The organism is Streptomyces sp. NPDC043908 (assembly GCF_056435525.1).
Genome location: NZ_JBWKEI010000008.1, coordinates 310,206 through 331,782 on the forward strand (window position 1 = coordinate 310,206; position 21,577 = coordinate 331,782).

Sequence of the window (21,577 nt, forward strand, 5' to 3'; positions counted from 1 at the left end):
TGGCCGTTTCATCCCCCCTGAATGGCTGGGATGGGATGGGTGAGGTGTTGACGGTGACCGGTGAGGTGCCGGTCGTCTTACGGGGTGCGGCGACGCGACCGTACGAGCAGTACAGCGACGGCCACCGCGACGACACCCGCCGCGCCCAGGCCCACCCACAGGCCCGTGTTGCCGCCACCACCGGAATCGGACGCGGCGGCACCGGCGGGGGTGGCGGGTGCGGGCTTGTGCGAGGCGGTGGGCGCGGGGGTCGGGGAGGCGGATCCCTGCGGTGCCCCGGCCGGCGCCAGGTCGGGCAGCGGCCATTCGTTCGCCGGGCCCGGGTCGCCGGGGGTCTTCAGGGCGATGCGGGGGCGGACGACGCCGTACCCGATGTAGTCGCTGCGCTTCTCCCCGTTCTTGGGGCCGCCGGCGGTGTTGAGCAGGACGCGGAGGACCTGGTTGTTGGTCCACTGGGGGTACTTGGACCAGATGAGGGCGGCGGAGGCGGAGGCGAGGGCGGTGGCGTCGCTGGTGCCGTGGCTGAGGCAGATCTGGGTGCCGCCGCCGCAGGCTTCCGTCATCTCGTCGCCGGGGGCGGCGAGGTCGACCTGCGGGCCGTGCTCGGACTCCTTGGTCGCCTCGATCTTCTTGTCCACGGCTGCTACGCCTACGACGCCCGGGGTTGCTCCGGGGTACTCGACCTGGTTGCCCTTGTCACCGCTGTTGCCAACGGAGGCGAACACCAAGGACCCCTTGGCCGAGGCGTACTTCACCGCGTTGGTGAGTTCGTCCGACCCTTCCTCCGCGCCCAGCGAAACATTGATCACTTTGGCGCCGTGATCCGCAGCGGAGCGGATCGCTTCGCTCAGCTTCTGGACGAATTTGGCGACGTCCCTGAGCTTCGAGCCTTCGTCCGACGGCGGCATCCGAATGGGAAGAATTTTCACGCCGGGCGCCAAACCATAGGCACCGTTCCCGCCCGACCGCTTTCCCGTTCCGGCGATCAAGGAGGCCATGGCCGTTCCATGGCCTTTGTAGTCGGTGTGGGCGTCCCCCTGCTGCTTGGAGAGGTCGATTCCCGGCAGCACCTGGCCCTGGAGGTCGGGCAAATCGCCTTCAACTCCGCTGTCGATGACCGCGACGGTGATCCCCTTGCCCGTGCTGGTCTTCCACATCTCCTCCGCCTGCATGGCGTCGAGATGCCACTGGCGCTCGCGGACCGTGTCCGCATGCGCGGGCGTGGCGGCAGTGCCCACCAGCAGCGCCCCCGTGAGGAGGGACACGGCACGGCCGTGCCTCATTACCCGATGGCTGCTGGTAGGCATGCGCTTCCTTCGTAGAGGCTCAGTCGATTACAGGCGGCACGATACGGCGGTCGCTCTGCTGCCAGGTCTCCTCGTCCTCAGTGAGGTAGTCCGGGCGCTCGCCCTCGCGCTCGTCGCGACGTCCGGCCGGGCCATGCGTGCCGGGCGGAATCATGCCTCGGCTGCCCGAACGGGCGGCGCTCGCATTGCCCTCGGCAGTGCCGTTGCGTACGAGACCCGAGCCGCCCTCCGTGAACGGACGGCCGGTCCGGGTGCCCGGCTCGGTCGGGCGACCGCCGACGATGCCGCCGGGCTCGGCCGCCAGACGGCGTCCCCCGGAGAAGCCGCCCCGGCCTCCACCGCCTCCCACGTGGCCGCCCGGGCCATGACCCATAGGCGGACGGCCCTGCATGCCCTGAGTGCCCCTGAGGCCCTGCCGACCCTCGTCTCCCACGACAGTGCCCCGGGGGATGCCGCTGGTGGGCCGCCCTTCGCCGGGCGGTACGGGACGGCCGCCGACGATGCCGGGCTCTCGTGGCAGCGCGCTCGGCGGCAGGCCACCCACCGTGCCGCGCCCGGGAAGTCCGGGGCCACGCAGACCGCCTGTCGCCTGTCGGCCGCCCAGGACGCCTGGTCCCGGCACCCCGCCCTTACCGCCTCCGGTGAACGTGGGCGGGATGACTCCGACGGGCGGCATCGGCCCGATGTCTGGCCTGCCGACAGGCAGCGACGCGGGGGTGGCAGTCGGGCCGGTGGGGGTGACATGGGTGGGCGGCGGCAGGGTGTTGACGCCGTCGATCGCCGTCCCCACAGGCCTCTCGTGGACAGGGATGGGCGTCGCCACGCTCGGCGTGACGGTGTGCGGCAACCCTGTGACAACGGTCGTGCCGCTTGGCGTCACGCCGGCCTTGGAGTGCCCGCCGGTCTGCGTCACGGAAGGTCCGCCGCTCCGGCTCGATGACGACTGGCTGCCGCCCACGTACGTCATCCTGTTGCGCCCGTCGTCCACGGGAACAAAAGCCGCAGGCGGCGGCGGAAAAACCGGCGGTCGCAACCCCGCCACCTGCTCCCCCGACTGCACATACACATCCGCCAGCCGCTTCAGCTCGCGCACCGCCTCCTGGCGCTGGCCCTCCATCTTCTCGTTCAGGCCCGTCAGCTTGGCCGACGCCTCGCGGGCGTCCTTCTGGCCGTCGGGGTCGTGGTGGGCCGCGATGTACAGCTTCTGGGTGTCGGTCGCCTGCTGCTTGAGGGCCGGGTCGTACTCCGGGACCGCCGACTTCGCCTGGGTGATCGCGTGGGAGACCGAGGCGAGCCAGCCCGACGCGTCCTGGCTGTACTTGCCCAGCTCCAGCGTGGCCATCGCCGCGTCGTGGCCCCAGTTCGTGAACGCCTTCGCGCCCTCGCCCTGCCAGACCACCCGGCTCATGTGCAGCTTCAGGTCCTCGCCGATCTTCGTGATCGTCGTGGCGGCCTTCGCCAGCTTCTGGGCCAGGCCGTGGGCGGAGTCGCCCTTCATCCCCTGGACCATGGCCCACAGTTCCTGATGGGACTTGGACTCGAAGTCCGTACGCTCCACCGGCGGCGCCTTCGGCGCCCCCTGCCCGCCCTCGCCGCTACGGCCCTTGTTCTCAGCCATCCCGTCGCACCACCATTCCCCGACTTCCGTCGTCCCCCGTCACGTACGCCGCGTGTGCCGCGCGCGCCGCGTCCATCAGATCCCGCCGGCCATCAGATCCCACCGGTCATCAGATCCCGCCGACCGTCGCGCCCTTGTCCGGCGCGGGCCCGTTGGCCTGCGGCGACGCGCCCGGGGTCGAGCCCGGGCCGTACCTCTCGTACTGCTTGTGCAGCTCGTCGCTGATGGCGCGCATGCGGTCGCGGACGTCCGCGTCCACGCCGTCGTACCCTTTCTCCGCCGCCAGTACGGCGATGCACAGGCCCTCGATCTGCATGCCCAGCGCCTTGGAGAGCTGGCCGATCTGCTCGTGGACGACCTCGTACACCCCGTACAGGAACGCGCTCTCCTTGAAGGAGTCCGGTCCCAGCTCCGACTTGGCCAGGCGGTCCGCGCCGATCTTGACCGACGAGGCCTCGGACTCGTTGAGCTCCGTTAGCAGCGCGTCGACCCGCTTCTTGAAGGTCAGCATCGACTCGGCCTCGCGGGCCATGTCCGCCGCCGCGGCCACGGCGGCACCGGCCGCCGCTCCGAACCCGGGCATCATCCCGAGCACCGGCGCCAGCGCGCTCATCCCGGGCGCCACGCCCCCGCTGCCATCCTGCGCCACAGTCGCCTCCCCGTTCGCCGTTCCCCGTACAGCTCCGAAAGCAACTGTAGTCAGCGCCGCTGACAGACTGAACTCCTCCCTCTGCTTTCGGTCTTGACCGATCCCTTCTCGTACGAGGACACCTGGGTGACCGGTTGGGTTCCCGTGGCATGACAAAGCCGGGCGGGACCCGTCGGCCCCGCCCGGCAACCTTCAGCGAGCTCAGCACCCTTCAGCCGCCGTTAGACGTCCGTCATCTGTCGTCAGACGTCAGACGTCAGACGACAGACGACAGTCATCAGACGTCAGACCCCGTCACCCGCCTACGCGCCCCCCACCGTCACCACCGCCGCCTGGGGGCGGATCGGGAGGCGGTTGACCGGGCGGCCCGTGGCCGCGCGGACCGCCGAGGCGATCGCCGCGGGGCTCGTCACCACCGGTACCGCGCTCGCCGCCTTCGCGCCGAAGGGGGCCACCACGTCGCGCTCCTCCACCAGCTTCACGATGCGGATGTCGGGGGCGTCCAGGGCCGTGGGGAGGGCGTAGCCCGTCAGGTCGGGGTGGCGGACCAGGCCGCGGGCCGTGCGGAGGTTCTCCGTCAGCGCCGCGCCCACGCCCTGCGTCACGCCCGCCTCGATACGGGCCGCCAGCTGCGCGGGGTTGAGGACGCGGCCCACGTCCTGGGCCACCGCCAGCTCCACCACGCGGACCGAGCCGATCTCGATGTCCACGTCCACCACCGCGCGGATCGCGCAGAAGGCGAGGCCCACGAAGGCGTCGCCCTGGCCCGTCTCGTCCAGGGGCTCGGTGGGGTGCGGGCGGCACTGGGCCGTGGCCCACAGCTCCTTGCCGTCCATCGCCTCGGTGACCGTCGTGGACAGCACGCCGTCGTACGACGTGATCTTGCCGTCGGCGATCTGGAGCAGCTCCGTCGACATGCCGAACTTGTGCGCCAGGGGCTGCAGCAGCTGGGTGCGGACCATCTTGGCCGCGCGTTCCACCGCTCCGCCCGACACCCAGGTGTGGCGGCCGTGCGACGCCGGGCCGGCCGGAGGCTGGTCCGTGTCGACGGGGGCGACGTGGACCTCCTCGATGCCCAGCGTCTCCTGGACGATCTGGCGGGCCAGCGTGGTGAAGCCCTGGCCCGTGTCGACCGCCGCGCAGATCACCGTGGCCACGCCGTCCTGCACCTTGACCGTGGCCGTCGACACCTCGTCGGTGCCCTCGGCGCCGAGCATGTGCACCATGCCGAGGGCGTAGCCGACGCCCCGGCGCACCGCGCCCGGCTCGCCCGCGCCCTCGGGGCCGCCCGGCAGCAGCCAGTCGTCCTCCGGGTCGTCCTTGGGCAGGGTGGGGAGCGGGAAGTCGCGTACGGCGGTGAGGAGTTCGGCCACGGGCGCGGGGCACGTCACCGTCTGGCCGGTCGGGAGCAGATCGCCCGTCGCCAGCACGTTGCGCAGGCGCAGCTCCGCCGGGTCCAGGCCCAGCTTGGCCGCCAGCTTGTCCATCTGGCCCTCGTACGCCGCGCACACCTGCATCGCGCCCTCGCCGCGGACGTGGCCGGAGGGCGGGTTGTTCGTACGGACCGCCCAGCCCTCGACGAAGGCGTGGGGCACCACGTACGGGCCGCAGGCGAAGGCCACGGCCGCCGCCAGGGATTCCGAGGACGCCTCCGCGTACGCGCCCGCGTCCAGCAGGATCTGCGCCTCCACCTTGACCAGGCGGCCCTCGGCGTCCGCGTGGTGGCGGTAGCGCAGCAGCGTGGGGTGGCGGTGGGCGTGGCCGAGGAAGGACTCCTCGCGGGTCGCCGTGAGCTTCACCGGGCAGCCGGTGCGCAGGGCGAGCAGGCCGAGCGGGAGCTGGAAGCCCAGGTCCTCGCGGTCGCCGGTGGCGCCGGGCACGCCCGTGACGACCACCTTCACCCGCTCCGGGTCCAGGCCGAAACACGCCGCCGCGAGGTCCCGGTCGGCGTGCGGGTCGGTGGAGGCGGTGTAGAGCTCCACCCCGCCGTCGGGGCGCGGCACCGCGAGCCCGGCCTCGGCGCCGATCGGGGCCGGGTCCTGGCGGCCGATCCGGTACAGGCCCTCCACCACGACCTCGCCGGTGACGTCCGGATCGCCGTACTGGAGCGGGATGTGGCGGATCAGGTTGCCGTCGGGGTGCAGCGGTTCGGCGCCGAACGCCTTCTCCGGGTCGGTGACCGGTTCGAGCGGCTCGTACTCGACGGCGATCGCCGCCGCCGCCAGCCGGGCCGTGTCCGGGTGGTCGGCGGCCACCGCGGCGATCGGCTCACCGTGGTGGCGTACGACGTCGGAGGCGAAGACCGGGCGGTCGGCGATCCCCCGGCCGTGGGAGGCGTCGCCGGGGACGTCGGCGTGGGTCACCACGGCCCGTACGCCCGGCATCGCGGCCGCGGCCGAGGTGTCGATCGAGACGATCCGGGCCGAGGCGTGCGGCGAGCGCAGCACGGCCGCCCACAGCAGGCCCTCGGCCCACAGGTCGGCGGCGTACGGGAAGGTGCCCTCGGTCTTGGCGCGCGCGTCGGCGGGGCGCAGCGAGGCGCCGAGGCCGTGGGTGGGCGCGGCCGGCTGCTCCGGTCCGGTGCCCGTCCCGTCGACCGCCGCGGTCGTCGCGGTGGCTGCGTCGTTGCTCACGCCATGCCTCCGTCGTGCGTGTGCGGGGGCTGGACGCCGCCCGCGCCGGGCCCCGCCTGGTGCGGAATGCGGGCTTCTTCGCCGGTCGCGGCGGGGTGCCCCGGTGTCTGACCGGACGACTGGGCGGCCGCCGCCTCGCCCGCCGCGGCCGTCTGCGCCTCGCGCCCGGCGACCACTTCGCGTACGGCGTCGAGCACGCCCCGGTAGCCGGAGCAGCGGCAGAGGTTGCCGCAGAGCGCCTGCCGGGTCTCCAGCTCGGTCGGCGCGTGGTTGCCCTCCAGCAGGTCGTGGAGGGTCATGGCCATGCCGGGGATGCAGAAGCCGCACTGCACGGCCCCGCACGCGGCCAGCGCGCGCTGGACGTCGGAGGGCCGGCCGTCGGTGGCGAGGCCCTCGACCGTCCGTACCTCGGAGCCCGCGGTGGTGGCGGCGGGCACCAGGCAGGAGGCGACCAGCCGGCCGTCGACCTGCACGTTGCACGCGCCGCACTCGCCCTGCGAGCAGCCGTCCTTGGCCCCGGCGAGCCCCAGGCGCTCACGCAGCACGTAGAGCAGCGACTCGCCGACCCACGCCTCGGTGACGGGCCGGTCGGTGCCGTTGACGCGCAGGACGTAGGAGGCACGGGGGTGCTCCAGGTCGGCGGCGGGCGGCAGCTGCGGCTCGGGCTCGGGGTGGAGAGCGGCCACGGGTACGGGCCCGGGGTCCGGTGCCGCGTCCTGGAGGGGGTCCGGGGCGGGCTCGGGCTCCGGGAGCGGCTGGGCCTGCTCGGCGTGGGCGGGCCGCTCGTCGGCGTGGACGGGCGGCTCGTGGGCGTGGACGGCCTCGGGCAGCGGGTGGTCGGCGGGCAGCGGCTCGGCGACGGGCAGCGGGTGGGCGGCCGGGGCGCTGCCGACCGGCTCCCCCTCGGCCGGCTCCGCCTCGGACCCGTCCGGCTCCTCCGCCTGCGCCCGCACGTCGTGCTCGCGTACGTCCTCGTGCTCGCGTACGTCCTCGTGCTCGTGCTCGGGTACGGGCAGCTCCTCGGGGAGCTCCTGGCGTACCTCCGTGGCCAGCGCGGCCGCCCAGGGCGCGGGCGCGCCGCCGGGCAGGGTCGCGCCGGGGCCGGGCGCGTTCCAGGACAGGACCGGTTCCTCGCGTACGGGCGCGGGGGCCGCCGGGGCGTCCAGGGGCTCCGAGAGGTCGAGGGAGGCCTGGTGGGCGTCGAGGGAGGCCTGGTGGGCATCGAGGGACGCCTGGTGGTGGGCCTGCGCGAAGTCCTCCACGCGCGCGTCACCGGCCTCGGGGCCCGCCTCCGTGAGGGGCTCGGGGTGCGGCGACGGCTCGGGGTGCGGCTGCGGCTGTTCGGTCGCCCAGGGCGCGGACGCGCCGCCGGGCAGGGTCGCCGGAGGCGTCGTACCCCACTGCTCGATCAGAGAGGATGTACTGAATTCGCCCGATTCATCCGGCAGTTCACCACCGGCGACCGGGATCGTCCACTGGCCGGACATCTGCCCGTTCAGCGCCGGGTCGTCCGGATACGTCCACTGACCGGTGGCGTGCGGGTCCTGCGGCGCGTCCCCCAGCGGATCGTTCAGCGGGTCCGGCTCGGGCCGCGGGTGCGCGGACGCGTCGGGCCACCGCACCGAGCGCACCTGGCTCTCGCCCCGGTCCGGCTCGGCGGGCTGCGCCGGGAACGTCCAGGTGCCGGTGGAGGCCGGGTCGGTCGCGGCGGCGGGCGTCAACGGCACGATCATCGGCGGCACATAACCGTGCCCGGGCGCGGCCAGCGGGTCGCCGCCGAGCAGCGCGTCCAGGTCCGCGGGCAGCTGGACGAAGGCGGTCGCGCCGTCGTCGTACTCGCCGCCCTGCGGGACCGGCTGCCAGCCGCCCGTCCCCCGCACGCCCTCGTCGGCGTGGTTGCCGTGGTTGCCGTGGTTGTCGCTCACGACAGCGCCCTCCCCAGTGCTCGTCGGGCCAGTGCGGCGACCGTGCGCCGCAGGTGCAGGACGGCGGGCGACAGCGCGGGGGGCTCCGTGCCGTCGGCCGCCGGTGCCGGGTCCGGGATGCAGGCGGCGGCCACGTACTCGCCGAAGGCGCTCAGCGCCTCCTGGGCCAGCGCCGCCCGCTCGCCGTCCCAGTCGATCAGGGAGGCGATCCAGCGCTCGGCCTCCAGGGGCCGCAGCGGCATCGGCGCGATCGCGCCGACCGCGCAGCGCACCCCGCGCCGGGCCGGGTCAAGGACGACCGCGACCGAGGCGGTGGCGCGGCCGGGGCCGGTGCGGCCGGTCGCCTTGAGGAACACCTGGGGGGCGTGCAGCAGCGGCACGCGGACGTGGCCGATCAGCTCGGCGGGGGCCAGCAGCTCGCGTCCGGCCAGCAGGTGCGAGACCGGGATCTCCCGGCGTGCGCCCTCGGGACCGGCGATGACCAGCGTGGCCTCCAGCGCGGCGAGCACGGGCAGCGCATCTCCGGTGGGCGCGCCCGAGGCGATGTTGCCGCCCAGGGTGCCCGCGTTGCGGATCTGCGGGGGGCCGGCGGCGCGCGCGGCGGCGGCGAGCGCCGGGATGAGCGCCGCGAAGTCCGGGCGCCCCATCCGCGCGTGCGTGAGCCCCGCGCCGAGCAGGGCGTGGCCGTCCTGGTACTGCCAGCCGCGGATCTCGTTGATCCGGCCGAGGCCGACGAGGCCCGCGGGGCGCAGCAGGCCCCGGTTCACCGCCGCCATCAGATCGGTGCCGCCCGCGACGGGCACGGCGGCGGGCATGGCGGCGAGCGCCGCCACGGCCTCGTCGAGCGAGGCCGGCAGTGTCACCGACTGCGCCGCCTGCGGTGCGTGCGTGGTCAACCCAGCTGCCCCTTCCCGGTGTCCCGGCCGTCCCGGCTGTCCCGCCGGTGTGTGGCTGTGTTGCTGCGCGTTGGCCGTACGGTACGTGCTCACAGCCCGGACGTGGCAACTCTGGCACATCTTCCGAGCCGCCCGACGCGAGGGTCCGCGAAGGACAGTTCCGTCCCCCACCAGGGGATTGGTCCGGATTCACGGTGGTTGTGCGACTTATCCGTACGGGACTGCCACCGATCACCGTTCCAGGGTCGCGGGCGGCCGGTCACCGTCTTGCCCCTCACCTCACACGTTCGGGGGCGGCCCGTCGATCGGGCGTCCGAGGCCGCCTTCCCTTTCCTCCGGAGCGGGGCGCCGCTGCCACGGCAACGGGCCGCCGGGCGGCCGGTAGTCGACGCCGAGGGCGTCAAGTCGGGCGTAGTGCGCGCGCATTCGGCGCTCGAACCCGGCGAAGTCGCGCGCGGAGGGGGCGGGCAGCGCCGACCACGCGACCTCGGCGAACGCCGCGAGCCGGGGGAACACCTGGTAGTCCACGCGCCCCTGGTCCTGCATCACCTCGGTCCAGACGTTGGCCTGCGTGCCCAGTACGTGCCGCGCCTCGGCCGCGGTGAGCTGGGGCGGCACGGGCTCGAAGCGGTAGACGTCCTCCAGGGTCCGTACGTAGCCGATGGGCATCGGCTCGTCGGGCCCGTCCGCCTGCCGGTGGTCCAAATAGACCTGCTGCTCGGGGCACATCACCACGTCGTGACCGGCGCGGGCGGCCTCGATGCCGCCCGCGTAGCCGCGCCAGGAGGAGACGGCCGCGCCGGGCGCCAGGCCGCCCTCCAGGATCTCGTCCCAGCCGATGAGGCGGCGGCCCCGCTCGGTGAGCCAGCGGTCGAAGTGGCGGATGAACCACGACTGGAGCTCGTCCTCGCCGGCCAGCCCCAGCTCCTCGATGCGCGCCCGCGCGGCTGGGGACTCCTTCCACTGGTCCTTGGGGCACTCGTCGCCGCCGATGTGCACGAAGGGCGACGTGGCGGCGGGGAAGAGCGCGAGGACTTCTTCGAGCACTCCCTCGTAGAAGCGGAGGGTGCTGTCAGTGGGGGCGAGTACGTTCGGATTGACGCCCCAGGTGTCCCAGACGGAGAGGCGGGTGGTGTCGATGACGTCGGTGTTGCCCAGGTGCGGGTACGCGGCGATGGCCGCCTGCGAGTGGCCCGGGATGTCGATTTCCGGAACCACCGAGATATGCCGCTCGGCGGCGTACGCGACGATCTCGCGGATGTCGTCCTGGGTGTAGAAGCCGCCGTGCGGCGCCTCGTTCCACAGCGGCGACGCGCGATGGCCGTACTTGGTCCGCGAGCGCCAGGCGCCGACCTCGGTGAGGCGCGGGAAGCGCTTGATCTCCAGGCGCCAGCCCTGGTCGTCGGTGAGGTGGAAGTGGAAGACGTTGAGCTTGTGCGCGGCGAGCAGATCCAGATAGCGCAGCACGCCGTCCTTGGGCATGAAGTGGCGTGAAACATCCAGCATCAGGCCGCGCCAGGCGAACCGCGGCGCGTCCTCGACGACTTGGCAGGCGACGGCGCGCTCGGCGCCCGGGTCCGCGCACGCCCTGCGGTACGCGTCGGGGCCGAGCAGCTGGCGGAGGGTCTGCGCGCCCCAGAACACCCCGGCGGGGCCGCCGCCGGCGAGTTCGACCGCCGCTGTCCCCACGGTGAGCCGGTACGCCTCGGGGGCGAGGGCCGGGTCGAGGCGCAGGGTCACGGTGTCCGGGGCGCCGGGCTGTCCGGGCGGCAGCGGGCGGGCGAGCGCCGCGCCGAGGGCCGCGCGCAGCCAGCGGGCCACGCCCTCGGTGCCGGGGGCGGCCGCGAGCGCGGTCGCCTCCCCCAGGACGAAGACGCCCTCCCCGGGGTGCACGGAGGCGGGCGCCGGAACGAGATCCACGTGGTCCATGGCCATGGGGCACACGGTAGCCCGGGGGCGCCGGGGGGCTGCGGGGAGCCCTGGGGGGCGGGGGGCTGCGGTGCGGGGACTGCGGGGCGGGCGGCGTAGGGGTGCGGTGACGCGCGGGGGCGGGCCGCCTTAAGGCGCGGGGGCTTACGGGGGCGGGCCACCTACCAGCGCGGGAGCCTGCGCGGGCGGGCCACCTACCGGCGCGGGATCCTGCCGGGGGCGGGCCCAGGGGCGCGGGGCCTGCGCGGGCGGGCCGTCTGTGGCTGGTCGCGCCGTTCCCCGCGCCCCCGCGTTCCCCGCGCCCCCGCGCCCCCGCGCTCCCAGGGCCCCGGGGCGCGGGAAACGGCGCGGGCAACCGACCCGGGCACGGCCCGCCGACGACAGCGCGCCGCACCCCGCAGGGCGCTACTTCTTGCCCTTGCCGTCCCCGCCCTTGTCCTTGTCGCCGCCGGCGCCCATGGACTCGTAGATCTCCTTGCACATGGGGCACACCGGGTACTTCTTCGGGTCGCGGCCCGGCACCCAGACCTTGCCGCAGAGCGCGACGACGGGGGTGCCGTCGAGCGCGCTCGCCATGATCTTGTCCTTCTGGACGTAGTGGGCGAAGCGCTCGTGGTCGCCGTCGCCGTTCGACACCTGCGGCGTCGGCTCGACGAGGGTCCCCGTACCTGCCCCGCGCTCGGGCTCAAGAGTGCTCATAAGTTCCTAGCCTACTGAAGCGCGGCGGCATCAGTTCAGCGAAGGGTCGTCCGGGTACGTCGCCACCATCGCCAGCTCGCTGCGCTGGCGGCGCAGCACCGCGCGCCACAGGGACTCCGGCTCCGGGGAGGAGACGTCGCCGGGTTCGGACTCCACCACGTACCAGGCCCCGTCCGTCAGCTCGGCCTCCAGCTGGCCCGGGCCCCAGCCCGCGTACCCGGCGAAGATCCGCAGCGAGCCGAGGGCGGCGGCGAGCAGCTCCGGGGGCGCTTCCAGGTCGACGAGGCCGATCGCCCCGTACACCCGGCGCCAGCCGAGGGGGCCCTCGTCGCCGGGGATGACGGCGACGCCGAGCGCGGAGTCCAGGGAGACCGGGCCGCCCTGGAAGACCACGCCGGGCTCACCGGCCAGGGACGCCCACGGCTCCAGGATGTCGCCGACGCCCACCGGGGTCGGACGGTTGAGGACCACGCCGAGCGAGCCCTCCTCGTCGTGGTCGAGGAGCAGCACCACCGCGCGGTCGAAGTTCGGATCCGCGAGGGCGGGGGTGGCGACGAGCAGCCGCCCTGTGAGCGAGGACACCTCGGTCATGCGGACATGATCCCGCATCTTCGCCCCCGAGGGGGAGCGCACGGCAGCAATGGGGCGCACCGGCTCGCCCGGCGGGCCCCGGTGGTGACCCTCCGCCGAACGGGGCTGAGCGGAGCGTGTTGTGGCGAATTCATTACGCTTGCGAACCCCCCTTGGCCATACAGGACATGGGTAGAAGCCCCTTACCCTTTTCTCTGGCCCCCTGCCCGACGATTCCGGAACGCGAGATACATGACCGGCACAGACGATGTACTGCTTGTCCACGGCGGCACTCCGCTGGAGGGCGAGATCCGCGTTCGCGGCGCCAAGAACCTCGTGCCGAAGGCGATGGTCGCCGCCCTGCTCGGCAGCGGTCCGAGCCGGCTGCGCAATGTGCCCGACATCCGTGACGTGCGCGTCGTACGCGGGCTGCTCCAGCTGCACGGCGTGACGGTCCGCCCCGGTGAGGAGCCGGGTGAGCTGGTCCTCGACCCCTCGCACGTCGAGAGCGCGAACGTCGCGGACATCGACGCGCACGCGGGGTCCTCCCGCATCCCGATCCTGCTCTGCGGCCCGCTGCTGCACCGCCTCGGCCACGCCTTCATTCCGGGCCTGGGCGGCTGCGACATCGGCGGCCGGCCGATCGACTTCCACTTCGAGGTGCTGCGGCAGTTCGGCGCGACGATCGAGAAGCGCGCGGACGGCCAGTACCTGGAGGCCCCGCAGCGGCTGCGCGGCACCAAGATCCGGCTGCCCTACCCGTCGGTGGGCGCGACCGAGCAGGTGCTGCTCACGGCCGTGCTGGCCGAGGGTGTGACCGAGCTCTCCAACGCGGCCGTGGAGCCCGAGATCGAGGACCTCATCTGCGTACTGCAGAAGATGGGCGCGATCATCGCCATGGACACGGACCGGACGATCCGGATCACCGGTGTCGACAAGCTCGGCGGGTACACCCACCGCGCCCTCTCGGACCGTCTGGAGGCCGCCTCCTGGGCGTCCGCCGCGCTGGCGACCGAGGGCAACATCTACGTCCGCGGCGCCCAGCAGCGCTCGATGATGACCTTCCTGAACACGTACCGGAAGGTCGGCGGGGCCATCGAGATCGACGACGAGGGCATCCGGTTCTGGCACCCGGGCGGCTCGCTGAAGTCGATCGCGCTGGAGACGGATGTGCACCCCGGCTTCCAGACCGACTGGCAGCAGCCGCTCGTCGTGGCCCTGACGCAGGCCACGGGCCTGTCGATCGTCCACGAGACGGTGTACGAGTCGCGGCTCGGCTTCACGTCGGCGCTGAACCAGATGGGTGCGCACATCCAGCTGTACCGGGAGTGCCTGGGCGGCTCGGACTGCCGCTTCGGGCAGCGCAACTTCCTGCACTCGGCGGTCGTGAGCGGGCCCACGAAGCTCCAGGGCGCGGATCTGGTGATCCCGGACCTGCGGGGCGGGTTCTCGTACCTGATCGCGGCGCTGGCGGCGCAGGGGACGTCGCGGGTCCACGGGATCGATCTGATCAACCGGGGCTACGAGAACTTCATGGAGAAGTTGGTGGAGCTGGGGGCGAAGGTGGAGCTGCCCAACGGGGCGCTGAGCTGACCCCCGGGGTCTCCCCCACCCCGCCCCTTCCCTAAACCCTCCGGGGGCAGGGAGGGGGCGGCCCCATTTCCGGGGGCCACACCCCCGGAAATGGGGCCGCCCCGGCCCCCTTTCGGGCCTGCGCCCCCGGCCCCCGTCCCGGACCTGCGCTCCGGCCCCGTCCCGGAGCCTTCGGCCCCGGCCCCGAATGCTTTCGTCCGCGGACCGTGCTGGGTTGCTCGCGCAGTTCCCCGCGCCCCTAGGCACCCAGGGGCGCGGGGAACTGCGCGCTCAGCCACCCACAACCCGCAGACAAAGACCGGGCCCCGAAGGGGCGCGGGGAACGGCGCGACCAGCCACAGCGCACCCGCAGACGAACCACCGGCCCGACAAGGGGCGCGGGGAACTGCGCGGCCAGCCCACCACCCGCCCGCAGACGAACCACCGGCCGACTAAGGGGCGCGGGGAACTGCGCGACCAGTCGGCCACCCGCCCGCAGGCGAAGAGGGGCAACAGGCGGCCCGCGCACGCCCCTGGGCGCGACGGAGGGCGGCCACCCCCCTCCACGGGGGTGGCCGCCCTCGTCATTCAGCCAAGCGGCCTGCTCAGGGCGCTTACTTGCCCTTCGCGGCTTCCTTGAGCTTCGAGCCCGCGGAGACCTTGACGCTGTAACCGGCCGGGATGTCGATCGGGTCGCCGGTCTGCGGGTTACGAGCGGTACGAGCGGCACGGTGGGTGCGCTCGAACGTCAGGAAGCCGGGGATGGTGACCTTCTCGTCGCCCTTGGCGACGACCTCGCCGACCGTCTCGGCGAGAGCGGCCAGAACGGCGTCGGCGTCCTTGCGGGTCACCTCGGCGCGGTCGGCCAGCGCGGCCACCAGCTCACTGCGGTTCATGTTCTTACTCCCGTGTTCTTCTTGCCTGTGAGGCGTGCCACGCGGCGGAAGCCGCATGTTGGGTACAGCGAAGCCGATGCTGCCAGGGCCCTCGGACAGTCCCCGGACCCGGGTCCGTGTGCACGACCTCGCGTCCTGGGGGTCCCCCCTGGACGAAGTCCTTGGGGGAGCATCCTGCCCCCACCTGTGGCGGTAAAGCCAATCCGGCACCCTTCGGAGTCACACGAAAAGCGCCAGACCCCCGTCGTGGTGACGCTCCGTCGACTCCCTGGAGACTCGCTGGAACCGCCGGGGCGGATGCGGTTCATGGTCCGCCACCCTACGGGCGGCCCCACAGCCCCGCATCCCACGACGCGCCGGAGCTCAGGCGGACGCTGCCTGGGCCGCCGTACGCACCGCGCCCGCCACCGCGCCCGCGACCTTGTCGTTGAAGACCGACGGGATGATGTAGTTCGGGTTGAGCTCGTCCTCGGTCACCACGTCGGCGAGCGCCGTCGCGGCGGCCAGCATCATGTCCGTGTTGACCGTACGCGACTGGGCGTCCAGGAGGCCGCGGAAGACACCGGGGAAGACCAGCACGTTGTTGATCTGGTTCGGGAAGTCCGAGCGGCCGGTGGCGACCACGGCGGCGGTCTGGCGCGCGACGGCCGGGTCGACCTCGGGGTCGGGGTTCGCGAGCGCGAAGACGATGGCGCCCTCGGCCATCGTGGCCACGTCGTCGCCGTTCAGGACGTTGGGGGCGGAGACGCCGATGAAGACGTCCGCGCCGGCCACGGCCTCGCGCAGCGTGCCCGTGAGGCCCTCGGGGTTGGTGTTCTCGGCGATCCAGCGCAGCGCGGCCATGTCGGAGCCCGCGCCGGCGCCGTTCAGGTCCGCGCGGCCCGAGTGGACGACGCCCTGGATGTCGGCGACGACCGCGTTCTTCACGCCGGCCGCCAGCAGCAGCTTGAGGATGGCCGTACCGGCCGCGCCCGCGCCGGACATGACGACCCGTACGTCCCCGATGCCCTTGCCCACCACGCGCAGCGCGTTGGTGAGCGCGGCCAGGACCACGATCGCGGTGCCGTGCTGGTCGTCGTGGAAGACGGGGATGTCCAGCGCCTCGCGCAGGCGTGCCTCGATCTCGAAGCAGCGGGGGGCGGAGATGTCCTCCAGGTTGATGCCCGCGAAGCCGGGGGCGATGGCCTTGACGATCGCGACGATCTCGTCGGTGTCCTGGGTGTCCAGGCAGAGCGGCCAGGCGTCGATGCCGGCGAACCGCTTGAAGAGGGCCGCCTTGCCCTCCATGACCGGCAGCGCGGCCTTGGGGCCGATGTTGCCGAGGCCGAGGACGGCGGAGCCGTCGGTGACGACCGCGACCGAGTTGCGCTTGATGGTGAGGCGGCGGGCGTCCTCGGGGTTCTCGGCGATCGCCATGCACACCCGGGCGACCCCCGGGGTGTAGATCATCGAGAGGTCGTCACGGTTGCGGATGGGGTGCTTGGACGCCATCTCGATCTTGCCGCCGAGGTGCATCAGGAACGTACGGTCGGAGACCTTGCCGAGCGTGACGCCCTCGATGCCGCGCAGCTTGCCGACGATCTCGTCGGCGTGCGAGGTGGAGGTGGCCGCGATGGTGACGTCGATCCGCAGCTTCTCGTGGCCGGAGGCGGTCACGTCGAGGCCGGTGACCGAACCGCCGGAGGACTCCACGGCCGTGGTGAGCTGGGAGACCGCCGTTCCGCTGGCGGGCACCTCCAGCCTGACCGTCATCGAGTACGAGACGCTGGGCGCCGTTGCCATGACCGGGTTCCTCTGCTTTCCCTAGCTTCGTTGCTAACGCCGACCCGGGCTGTGGCCGGGCAACGCCATCCGATGTTCGCACCTACCGGCTGGTAGCCGGTAACGGGGCCCTCGTTCCGGAAAACAGTTTCCACCATACGAGAGATGATCGATCGGCGGAAGACCCGGACAGCACAACAGGCCCACGCCATCCGAGGATGACGTGGGCCTGTCGCTCACGCTGAGACACCGGCCCGCCATGCTCGCCTCGCGGCAAGTGGTCGCTCGAAGCGACTAAGGTTGGGCCCGGGGGCTTGGATCGAGCCGGTGCCACAACCAGGCTAACAAACCACTCCGGCAAGTGATTCGACCATCGCGCGTTGACTTCGGCGGATTTTTCGGGGCTCCCGGCATTCCGGACTTCTCCGGCGTCCCGGCGCTCCCCGCCCTCAGTCCCGCAGCAGGTCCGGCACCCCGTCCGCGTCCGGCTCGTCGCCCTCGCCCGAGACCACGGTGAGCTGCTGGGTCGCCCGGGTGAGCGCCACGTACAGCACGCGCAGCCCGGCGGGCGACTCGTCGGCGATCTCCGCCGGGGAGACCACCACCGTCGCGTCGTACTCCAGCCCCTTCGCCTCCAGGCTGCCGAGCGCCACCACCCGCTCCCCGAGACCCGCCAGCCAGCGCGCCGCCTGGTCGCGGCGCCGCATCGCGACGACCACGCCGACCGTGCCGTCGACCCGCTCCAGCAGCCGGGCCGCCTCCTCCCGCACCGACTGGGCGAGATCGGGACCGGCCACCGCGAAGCGCGGCTCGACGCCGGTGGAGCGGACCGCCGCCGGGGACTTCATGCCCGGCATCGCCAGCGCCAGCACCCGGGCGGCCAGCTCGGCGATCTCCGCCGGGTTGCGGTAGTTCACGGTCAGCTCGAAGCGCCGGCGCGGGCGCGAGCCCAGCGCCTCGTCGCGGGCGGCGGCCGCCTCGTCCGGGTCGGACCAGGACGACTGGGCCGGGTCCCCGACGACCGTCCAGGTGGCCGTGCGGCCCCGGCGGCCGACCATGCGCCACTGCATCGGCGTGAGGTCCTGCGCCTCGTCGACGATGACGTGGGCGTACTCGGTGCGCTCGAGCGCCAGCCGCTCGGCCCGTTCACGCTGGGTCTCCTCGCGCTGCGGCATCAGCTCCTCCAGGCCGGTGAGCGCGTCCAGCGGGTCGTACTCGCGCTTCTTCCTGGGCCTGGCCGGGGTGCCCAGCAGCGTCTGGAGCTCGTCCAGGAGCGCCACGTCGTGCACCGACAGGGGTCCCTGGCCGCTCGCGTCGAGCCGGGAGAGCGAACGGGCCAGACGACGGGTCTCCCCCGGCGTCAGGACCCGCCGCGCCCAGCGGCCCAGACGCCGCTCGTCGCCCATCGCCGCGAGCACCCCGCGCGGGGTGAGCTCGGGCCACCAGGCGTCCAGGAACGCGATGAAGGCGTCCTCGGAGGTGATGTCGTCGTCGAAGGACGAGCGCAGCTCGGCGGCCAGCTCCGGGTCCGTGTGGCGGCCGGCCGCGCCCGATCTGCTCCACAGGGCGTCCAGGAGCAGCTTGCGGGCGCGCGGGCGCAGCAGGTTGACCGGCGCGGTGCCGGACAGCGCGGCGTGCCGGATGCGGCGCAGCTCCTCGGCCTCCAGCTCCACGCGCCGCCCGAAGGCGACGACGCGCAGCCGGGTGGGGGTCGCGACCGCCCGGGCGGCGCTCTCTCCGGTCTCCCCGGTCTCCCCGGCGACCCCGGCCTCCGCGCCCTCCTCGCCGAGGGCGAGCTGCCCGTGGTCGCGGGCGGGGGTGCCCCGCCGGTTCCTGGCGCGCGCCGGATCGGCCGTCTCCAGGGCTCCGCGCGCCGCCTTGCGCAGCACGTGGAGCATCCGGGAGGAGCCCTTGATCCGGGCGACGGCCGGCTCGTCGTACGCCGTGGCCTCGGCGCCGTCGACCAGGCTGCCGACCGCGCGGATCGCCACCTGGCCCTCCTCGCCGAGCGAGGGCAGCACGCCCTCGGTGTACGCCACGAGCAGCGGGGTCGGGGAGACGATCAGGATGCCGCCCGCGTACCGGCGGCGGTCCTGGTAGAGCAGGTACGCGGCGCGGTGCAGCGCGACGGCGGTCTTGCCGGTGCCGGGGCCGCCCTCCACGTAGGTGACGGACGCGGCGGGCGCCCGGATCACCAGGTCCTGCTCGGCCTGGATGGACGCCACGATGTCCCGCATGGTGTGGCTGCGGGCCTGGCCGAGCGCGGCCATCAGGGCGCCGTCGCCGACCACCGCCAGCTCGGCCCCGTCGAGCGTCGCGGTGAGCTCCGGGCGCATCAGGTCGTCCTCGACGCCGAGCACCTTGCGGCCCTTGGAGCGGATGACGCGGCGGCGCACCACCCGGCCGGGGTCGACCGGGGTGGAGCGGTAGAACGGCGCTGCGGCGGGCGCGCGCCAGTCGATGACCAGCGGGGCGTAGTCGGAGTCCAGGACGCCGATACGGCCGATGTGGAGCGTTTCGGCGATCTCGGCGTACTTGCCGCTCGCGTCCTCCCGTACGGCCCCCTCGGCGGGCTCCACGGCCGTGTAGGCCCCGTCGGGGCCCTTCTTGCCGTCCTGGCCGAGGAGGAGGTCGATCCGGCCGAAGAGGAAGTCCTCGAACTCGTTGTTGAGGCGGTTGAGGTGGATCCCGGCCCGGAAGACCTGGGCGTCCCGTTCCGCCAGGGCTCCGGGCGTTCCCACCTGGCCGCGCTGGGCGGCGTCGTTCATCAGGAACTCCGCCTCGTGGATCTTCTCCTCCAGGCGGCGGTACACCCTGTCCAGGTGTTCCTGTTCGACTCCGGTCTCACGGTCTCTGACCGAGTCGACAGCGGCTTCCTGCGCGGCCACCGGGGCCCCCTTCTGACGTGCATTGGGCAGCCGTCAACCGTACGCCAAGGGGGCGGGTCTGTCAGGCGGTGACCGGCCGCCCGGCCGGTCACCGCTCAGGCCGGGACGTCCACCAGGGCCTTGCCGTCGAGGGTCCGGACCTCGAAATGATCAATCTGGTCCCGGTTCATGGCGGTACCGCCGTGCACATAGAGCGGGTACTCCGCCTCCTTGTGCGGGCTGTCCTTGATCCCGTACCCCCACTTGGGCACCGCCCAGGTGGTCACCGTCTCCTGCGCGCCGTCGCGGCCGACCGCGACGAGGCTGCACTTGAGCGGGCCCTTCACGTTCTTGAGCTGGAGGACGGTGTGGGTGCCCCAGCCCTTCTTCTCGGTGCCGACGGTCGCGGTGACCCCGGTCGTGGCGTCGGTCGCCGCCACCTTCTGGGTCATGTGGTTGAAGAAGGCGTCCTCGGCGGGGCTGGTCGGGTGCGGCTCGGCGCCCGCGCTCTGGCGCGTACCGCCGTCGGAGGTGGCCACCACGGCGATCGCCGGGCCGCCCACGATCAGCGCGGCGGCCGCCGCCACCAGGTAGGTGGTGCGGCGCCTGCGCCTGGCCCGGCGCGCCGCCACCTCGTCGATGAGCCGCTCGCTCATGCTCGGCGGCGCCGGGCGCAGCGGCCGCGTGGCGGGTCCGGGGAACTCCTTCAGGGTGGCCAGGAGCGGCTCCAGCCCGCCGAGCCGGTCGAGCTCGGCGGCGCACAGCTCGCAGCCCGCCAGATGGGCCTCGAAGGCGGTGGCCTCGGCGTCGTCGAGGATGCCGAGCGCGTACGCGGCGACCGCCTCGTGCTCGGACTGGTACTCCGGCGTGCTCATGCCGTCACCCCCCGTTCCTCCAACGCGAGTTTCATGGACCGCAGGGCGTAGAACACCCGGGACCTGACGGTCCCGCTCGGCACACCCAGCACTTCGGCCGCTTCATTGACCGTACGTCCTTTGAAGTACGTCTCGACCAGCGCCTCGCGGTGTGCGGGTGTCAGGTCGTCGAGCGCGTCCGAGAGCGTCATCAGCCACAGCGCCTTGTCGATCTCGTCCTCCGCGGGCATGACCTCCAGCGGCGACGGATCGACCTCCTGCGGCCGGGCCTGCCGGCTGCGGTGGCCGTCGATGACGATGCGCCGTGCGACCGTCACCAGCCAGGGGCGGACCGAACCGGTCGCTCTGTTGAGCTGACCGGCGTTCTTCCAGGCACGGATGAGCGTCTCCTGCACGACGTCCTCGGCCCGCTGGCGGTCGCCGGCGACGAGACGGAGCACATACGCGAGCAGCGGGCCCGCGTGTTCGCGGTAGAGCGCCCGCATCAGCTCCTCGTCGGGGACGGAGCGGTGCCGGGCGCCTTGCGGACGGTCATCGGCCACGGCGGCATCCTTGCGCACCAGAACCTCCCGGTCGAGACCCGGCCGGCGCGCGGGTCGCGTTCCGGCTCACCTCTCCATACGGGCGGTTGACCGCAACCATTCAAACGACGGCCGAGAAATGTTTGGCGGGCCCGCGGCCCGGCTGACCGGCCGGGTCTCACAGAGCCGCGGCCGCTGTGCGCCGCCGGTGGCGCGCCACGCGCTCGCGGTTGCCGCACACCTCGCTGGAGCACCAGCGCCGGCGCCGCCCGCGCGAGGTGTCGAGGTAGAGCCGGAAGCAGTTGTCGCCCTCGCACCGGCGCAGCCGGGACCGGTCCTGCGGGTCGGTGAGCAGCTCCACCGCGTCCCGGGCGACCACGGCGAGCAGCGCGGTGCAGTCGGGGGCGTCGCTGAGGCTGCGCACCAGCCGCCCGTCGGCGCCGCGGATCGCACGTACGCCCGGGGGTGCGGCGGCGGCCAGGGCATTGACCCGCTCCAGCGCGGCCGTGGCCGTCCCGCCGCGCCCGCCGAGCTCGGCGTCGACCACCTCCCGGATGTGCTCGCGCAGTTCCGCGAAGCGCGCCGGCCACTGTCCGTCCGCCTCCGGGAGGGGGGTGCCCGGCGGCACGAGTCCGGCGCCGACGAGCCACTGTCCGAGCCGCCCGGCGCCGTCCAGCTGATCGCTGTCGTACGTCCCGGTCGCCACCAGATCCAGACAGATCCGCCCGGAGTCGAACCGCAACATGCGCCACCGCCTTGGGGGTTGCCGGTGCGTGCCGTACCCCCAGAGTGCCCGCCCATCGGCGGCGCCGGAAGCCCTCCTGTCGGCCGCGCCCCGACCGGCGCCCGCCCGGGGGCC

General features: G+C 73.4%; 16 protein-coding genes. 1 reads left to right on the forward strand and 15 read right to left on the reverse strand.

Annotated features, from left to right (window positions below):
- Positions 1–77 precede the first annotated feature (77 nt).
- From mycP to AC069K_RS20025, 9 genes are all read right to left on the reverse strand, one after another.
- Positions 78–1,265 carry a type VII secretion-associated serine protease mycosin gene (gene mycP / locus AC069K_RS19985; protein ID WP_478617981.1) on the reverse strand — a complete coding sequence of 396 codons (1,188 nt, stop codon included), beginning with the start codon at positions 1,263–1,265 and terminating at the stop codon, positions 78–80.
- Positions 1,266–1,326: 61 nt separating this feature from the next.
- The gene (locus tag AC069K_RS19990; protein WP_478617984.1) at positions 1,327–2,925 is read right to left on the reverse strand and encodes a hypothetical protein; all 1,599 of its coding nucleotides are present in this window, start codon (positions 2,923–2,925) and stop codon (positions 1,327–1,329) included.
- A gap of 109 nt (positions 2,926–3,034) precedes the next feature.
- On the reverse strand, positions 3,035–3,574 hold the full coding sequence (locus tag AC069K_RS19995; RefSeq protein WP_365113960.1) for a hypothetical protein: 540 nt from the start codon (positions 3,572–3,574) through the stop codon (positions 3,035–3,037).
- Between the two features lie 302 nt (positions 3,575–3,876).
- Positions 3,877–6,207, reverse strand: coding sequence for a xanthine dehydrogenase family protein molybdopterin-binding subunit (locus AC069K_RS20000; protein ID WP_365113962.1), 2,331 nt, complete (start codon positions 6,205–6,207; stop codon positions 3,877–3,879).
- Positions 6,204–8,132, reverse strand: a complete 1,929-nt coding sequence (locus AC069K_RS20005; RefSeq protein ID WP_478617988.1) for a (2Fe-2S)-binding protein — start codon at positions 8,130–8,132, stop codon at positions 6,204–6,206. Before AC069K_RS20005 ends, AC069K_RS20000 begins: the two co-directional genes overlap by 4 nt.
- Positions 8,129–9,028, reverse strand: coding sequence for an FAD binding domain-containing protein (locus tag AC069K_RS20010; protein WP_358835166.1), 900 nt, complete (start codon positions 9,026–9,028; stop codon positions 8,129–8,131). Before AC069K_RS20010 ends, AC069K_RS20005 begins: the two co-directional genes overlap by 4 nt.
- 279 nt (positions 9,029–9,307) lie before the next feature.
- Positions 9,308–10,963 (reverse strand): beta-N-acetylhexosaminidase, encoded by a 1,656-nt coding sequence (locus AC069K_RS20015; RefSeq protein ID WP_478617992.1) that lies wholly within the window; start codon positions 10,961–10,963, stop codon positions 9,308–9,310.
- A gap of 399 nt (positions 10,964–11,362) precedes the next feature.
- The gene (locus AC069K_RS20020) at positions 11,363–11,656 is read right to left on the reverse strand and encodes a DUF3039 domain-containing protein (protein WP_358837678.1); all 294 of its coding nucleotides are present in this window, start codon (positions 11,654–11,656) and stop codon (positions 11,363–11,365) included.
- Between the two features lie 30 nt (positions 11,657–11,686).
- Positions 11,687–12,247, reverse strand: coding sequence for a YqgE/AlgH family protein (locus tag AC069K_RS20025; protein ID WP_358837677.1), 561 nt, complete (start codon positions 12,245–12,247; stop codon positions 11,687–11,689).
- Between the two features lie 231 nt (positions 12,248–12,478).
- On the opposite strand from AC069K_RS20025, the gene murA reads away from it, so the two are divergent.
- Entirely contained in the window at positions 12,479–13,819 is a 1,341-nt protein-coding gene (gene murA / locus AC069K_RS20030; RefSeq protein WP_478617997.1) for a UDP-N-acetylglucosamine 1-carboxyvinyltransferase, read from the forward strand.
- A gap of 593 nt (positions 13,820–14,412) precedes the next feature.
- Here the strand turns inward: murA and AC069K_RS20035 are convergent.
- From AC069K_RS20035 to AC069K_RS20060, 6 genes are all read right to left on the reverse strand, one after another.
- Positions 14,413–14,694, reverse strand: coding sequence for an HU family DNA-binding protein (locus tag AC069K_RS20035; RefSeq protein ID WP_015033921.1), 282 nt, complete (start codon positions 14,692–14,694; stop codon positions 14,413–14,415).
- 363 nt (positions 14,695–15,057) lie between these two features.
- Complete coding sequence (locus tag AC069K_RS20040; protein WP_358833520.1) at positions 15,058–16,476, reverse strand: NAD-dependent malic enzyme; 1,419 nt, start codon at positions 16,474–16,476, stop codon at positions 15,058–15,060.
- 428 nt (positions 16,477–16,904) lie between these two features.
- Complete coding sequence (locus tag AC069K_RS20045; protein ID WP_478618002.1) at positions 16,905–19,343, reverse strand: HelD family protein; 2,439 nt, start codon at positions 19,341–19,343, stop codon at positions 16,905–16,907.
- A 95-nt stretch (positions 19,344–19,438) separates the two neighbouring features.
- Positions 19,439–20,197, reverse strand: a complete 759-nt coding sequence (locus AC069K_RS20050; RefSeq protein ID WP_365106989.1) for an anti-sigma factor family protein — start codon at positions 20,195–20,197, stop codon at positions 19,439–19,441.
- A complete protein-coding gene (locus tag AC069K_RS20055; RefSeq protein ID WP_101388525.1) occupies positions 20,194–20,757 on the reverse strand; it encodes a sigma-70 family RNA polymerase sigma factor in 564 nt (187 codons plus the stop codon). Before AC069K_RS20055 ends, AC069K_RS20050 begins: the two co-directional genes overlap by 4 nt.
- Positions 20,758–20,896: 139 nt before the next feature.
- Entirely contained in the window at positions 20,897–21,463 is a 567-nt protein-coding gene (locus AC069K_RS20060) for a CGNR zinc finger domain-containing protein (protein ID WP_365106986.1), read from the reverse strand.
- Positions 21,464–21,577 lie beyond the last annotated feature (114 nt).